Source organism: Acidovorax sp. HMWF029, from assembly GCF_003060895.1.
In the GTDB taxonomy this organism is placed as follows: domain Bacteria; phylum Pseudomonadota; class Gammaproteobacteria; order Burkholderiales; family Burkholderiaceae_C; genus Acidovorax.
Genome location: NZ_QAIH01000137.1, coordinates 1 through 3,731, shown reverse-complemented (window position 1 = coordinate 3,731; position 3,731 = coordinate 1). Strand labels below are relative to the sequence as shown.

The 3,731-nt window shown below is 66.3% G+C and carries 3 protein-coding genes; all 3 read right to left on the bottom strand.

Annotation, left to right across the window (positions count from 1 at the left end):
* On the bottom strand, positions 1 to 832 hold an 832-nt coding region (locus DBR12_RS09350; RefSeq protein ID WP_108616993.1), incomplete at its 3' end, for an FAD-dependent monooxygenase.
* Positions 833 to 1,035: 203 nt separating this feature from the next.
* A complete protein-coding gene (locus DBR12_RS09345; RefSeq protein ID WP_108616992.1) occupies positions 1,036 to 3,549 on the bottom strand; it encodes an EAL domain-containing protein in 2,514 nt (837 codons plus the stop codon).
* Positions 3,546 to 3,731 (bottom strand): EAL domain-containing protein (locus DBR12_RS09340; RefSeq protein WP_146185504.1); only part of this gene is annotated, 186 nt, incomplete at its 5' end. The genes DBR12_RS09345 and DBR12_RS09340, both read right to left, overlap by 4 nt.

Genomic DNA, 3,731 nt, shown 5'->3' with positions numbered 1-3,731 from the left:
ACAGGCGCCAGCCCGCCGGGGCGTGATCGCTCACACAGTGCACCAGGTCCTGCAGTGCGGTGCAGGTGCCTTGCAGCGCGCTATCCAGACCAGCGGCGTTGGCGGCATGGTCCCAGTTCTCCAGGTCCTGCGGCGCGGGGCCCTGCACGATGACCACGATGTTCTGCAGCTCGCCCCGGCGCACGGGGTACTGCACCGCATGCAGACGCGGGCCCAGCCAAGCGGTGACCTGGGTGGTGCGCAGCGCCTCGGGCAACGCCTGCTGCGGCACCAGGGCGCGGTAGGCCAGATGGCCCGTCACACGCGGTGGCATGGCGCCCAGCAATTGGGTGCGGGTGCGGCTCCACAGGCCATCGGCGCCAATCAGCGCATCGCCCTCCACCTCCTTGCCCCGGCTGGTGCGCACGGTAACCACTTCGCCGTTGTCGGTATAGCGGTCGATGGCATGGTCCAGATGAAGCTGCGCTTCGGTGTCCTGGGTCAACCCCTGCAGCAGCAGGCCATGCAAGTCCGCGCGATGGATGGTGGCGTAGGCCGCGCCATAGCGCTCGACCGCTGTGGGGCCCAGCGGCAGCACAGCCAGTTCGCGGCCGCTGACGGCATTGCGCACCTGCAGGCGGCTGGGGAAAGCCGCCACCGCCTGCAGCGCCTGTTGCAGACCCCAGGCCTGCAGGTGGCGTACCACGTTGGGTCCAATCTGAACGCCTGCGCCCACTTCGCTGAACGCGACAGCGCGCTCATACAGCCGCACATCCCAGCCCGCGCGCGACGCGCCCAACGCAGCGGCCAAGCCGCCGATGCCGCCACCGGCGACCAACACCTGCTTTTTCATCGCCGGGCCGCCCCAAGATGAAAAACGGCCCCCTTGGGGGGCAGCGACCACACGAAGTGGGGAGCGTGGGGGTAATGCATCATCGCCGGGCCGCCCCAAGATGAAAAACGGCCCCCTCGGGGGGCTGCGACCACACGAAGTGGGGAGCGTAGGGGTCAAATGTCATGGATTCATTGTCGCGCCCAAAAGGGAACCGGCCTTTGTCATAGCGCAGGCCGCAGCGCCCGTTCCAGCACCTCGGGCGGCATGGGGCGGCCAAACAGGTAGCCCTGGAAGGCCTTGCAGCCGTAGCGCTGCAAGAATTCGAGCTGGCCCGTGGTTTCCACGCCCTCGGCCACCACGCCCAGATCCAGACTTTCGGCCAGGGCCAGGATGGTGCGCACGATGGCCGCGTCGTTGGGGTCGGTCTGCAGGTCGCGCACAAAACTCTGGTCGATCTTGAGCTGGTCCAGCGGCAGTCGCTTGAGGTAACTCAGGCTCGAATAACCGGTGCCAAAGTCGTCGAGCGAAAAGCCCACGCCATAGCGGCGCAGATGCTCCATGCGCGCAATGATGTCTTCGACATCGGCCAGGAGCAGGCTCTCGGTGAGTTCGAGCTTGAGGCGCTCGGGATTGGCGCCTGTGGCGTCCAGCGCCCCCAGCACCTGCTCCACAAAATCCGGCTGGCGAAACTGCCGCACGCTCACGTTGACGGACAGGAAAAACTGCCGCGTGAGCGAGCTGCGCGACCAGGCCACCAGCTGGGCGCAGGCAGCCTGCATCACCCATTGACCCAGTGGCAAGATGAGACCGGTCTGCTCGGCCAGCGGGATAAATTCGGCCGGCGAGACCATGCCCCGGCGTGGGTGGCGCCAGCGCACCAGGGCCTCGGCCCCCTGCAGGCGCCCCTTGCCATCCACCACAGGCTGGTAATACAGCACCAGCTCTTTCTCCTGCAGGCCCCGGCGCAGGTCGGCCTCCAGGGCCGAGCGATTGCTCACGGCGGCCTGCATGTCGGGGTCAAAAAAGCGCTGGGTGTTGCGGCCTGCAGCCTTGGCCTGGTACATAGCCAGATCGGCATGCTTGAGCAGCTCGTCCACGCTGAGCGTCTGCTGGCCAAACAGCGCAATGCCAATGCTTGGCGAGCTGTGGTGGCTGGAGTCCCCCAGCAAATAGGGCTTGCCCAGCGTGGTGGCAATGTGGCTTGCCACCAGCGCAGCTTCAGCGCTGGCATGGTCTGCGTCAGGGCTGAGGCCCTCCACCAGCACCACAAACTCGTCCCCGCCAAAACGGGCCACCGTGTCGGACTCGCGCACACAGGCTTTCAGGCGCTGGGCTACCTGCAGCAGCAGCTGGTCACCGGTGTCGTGCCCAAGGGTGTCGTTGAGGTCCTTGAAGTTATCCAGGTCGATGAACAGCAGAGCGCCCTGGGAGTCGGAACGCGCTACGGCCAGCGTTGCGTGCTGCAGACGGTCCACCAGCAGGCGGCGGTTGGGCAGACCGGTCAGGGAGTCGTAGAACGCCAGGCGCTCTATCTGGCTCTCGACTTGCTTGCGCTCTGTAATGTCGCGGCCCACCCCTCGGTAGCCGCGCAGCGCGCCGTTACCGTCGAACACCGGCACGCCGCTGATCGAAATCCAGTGCATGCTGCCGTCTGCGCGTTTCCGCTGCAATTCCAGGTCGCGAAACGGCTGGTGCGCCGCCAACACGGCACGGTGCGCAGCCCAGTCAGCCTCGGTCATGTTGAGGGCGCCAATCTCCCAGCGCGTGCGCCCCATCACACTCGACAGCGGGATGCCGTTCACGCTCAGGTCGCCCGCCAGCTGCACAAAGCGGCCTTCGGCGTCATGCTCCCAGTACCAGTCGGACGACAGGTCGCTCAACGACCGGAAACGTGCCTCGCTCTCGCGCAGTTCGTCTTCGACGCGCACATAGTCGCTCACGTCGGAAAAGGTGCGCAACAGGCTGCCATCGGCCAGCGTGGTGGTGCGCACCTCCAGGGTGCGGCCGTCGCGCGTGGTGCGCCAGTAGAGCGCTGGCGCCGAAGACACGGCGCCATGAGCCACATAGGCGTGCCCGCGCCGGTCCACCAGGCTGTAGCCCGCGCCGAAATCCCCACGCTCAGCCTGCACCTGCGTCAAATCAGCCAACGTGGGTCGGGTCGCCATCAGCGATTCCGGCAGATTCAGCAATTCCAGCACGCGCTGGTTGTAGACGGTGATACGGCCATCGGGCCCCGTCTTGAAAATACCCTGGCTCATGCTGGCCAGCGTGGCCTGCAGCGACGTTCGCTGCTCCTGCAGCATGGTCAGCGCCTCTTGCCAGATGCGTGCATCCACCATACGCACGGGCTGGCCCTGGCCGGTGGCGCTCTGCGTCAGGGCCACCAGGCGATTGAGCAGCTCACTCAGGTGCGACACATCGTCGGGCTCGCGCAGCACATAGTCACCCAGGCCGCAACGGAAGGCCCGCGCGGCCAAGGCCTCCTGCGTGGCATCAATGCACATCAAAACTGGGCGGCCTGCACACAGCTCCAGCAGGCCGGGCAGCTCCTGCTCCGAAGGCCGCAGACACATCACCACAGCATCCCAAGCCTGCGAGGCCAAGGGCGCCATGGCGGTCTCGGGGGTCGGGCTGTTCACCACACGCCAGTCGGGGTAGCGCTCGGCAATCAGCCGCCGCGCAGCCGCAGCATGCTGTGTGTCGATGTCCACCCACAGGACTCCCATCCTCGTCATGGCATACGCCCTTCCGGCGCTGCCACCATAGGTTGCAACGTCAAGCCCAACAGCTGTTCACGCAAAAAAATGTCCATGGGCGTTGGCCGCCCAAACAGATACCCCTGAAACCCCTCGCACCCATGCAACCTCAGGAACGACAGCTGCCCCGTCGTCTCCACCCCCTCCGCCACCACCTGCAG